Raw genomic sequence first — 686 nt, 5'->3', positions numbered from 1 at the left:
GGGTGGTCCTCGCGGGCAACCACCACCGCCTGCTCGACCCCAGCCAGTCCGGCCAGCGCAGCCTGGATCTCCCCCAACTCGATGCGATACCCGCGGATCTTGACCTGCTCATCAGCACGTCCCAGATACTCCAACTGCCCGTCCGGGCCCCAACGAACCAGATCCCCGGTGCGATACATCCGTGCCCCCGGCCCGCCGAAGGGACAGGCCACAAACCGCGACGACGTCAACCCCGACCGGCGCACATACCCATAGGCCAGCCCGGCGCCGGCCACATACAACTCCCCCACCACCCCGGCGGGCACCGGACGCAACCACCCGTCGAGCACGAAAAAGCCCAAATGTGCCAACGGCACCCCGATCGGGCTGACGCTGCGATCAACGTCGGCTTCGACGATCTCCCGGAACGACGCGTGCACCGTGGTCTCGGTGATGCCATACATATTGACCAACCGCGGCGAACCCCGGTGATGATCCAGCCAGCCGCCCAGACGCGAAGGATCTAGTGCCTCACCACCGAAGACCACCGTCTCGAGGCTGAGTTGAGATCCGATCTCCGGCGCGAGCGCATCAGCGGTCTGCAACGCATAAAAGGCTGCCGGCGTCTGACTCAGCACAGTGGCCTGCTCGCTGGCCAGCAACGCGTGCAGCTCTTCGGGCGAACGCACCACCGCATCGGGCACCAC

At 66.2% G+C, this 686-nt stretch carries 1 protein-coding gene; it reads right to left on the bottom strand.

The window, feature by feature from the left end; genetic code table 11:
• The coding region (locus tag AC5Y5W_RS24955; RefSeq protein WP_500014169.1) for an AMP-binding protein at positions 1 to 686 on the bottom strand (686 nt) is incomplete at both ends.

The organism is Mycobacterium sp. NGS51 (assembly GCF_059812525.1).
Note: the sequence above shows the minus strand (reverse complement) of the source record. Positions and strands in the feature narration are given on the sequence as shown.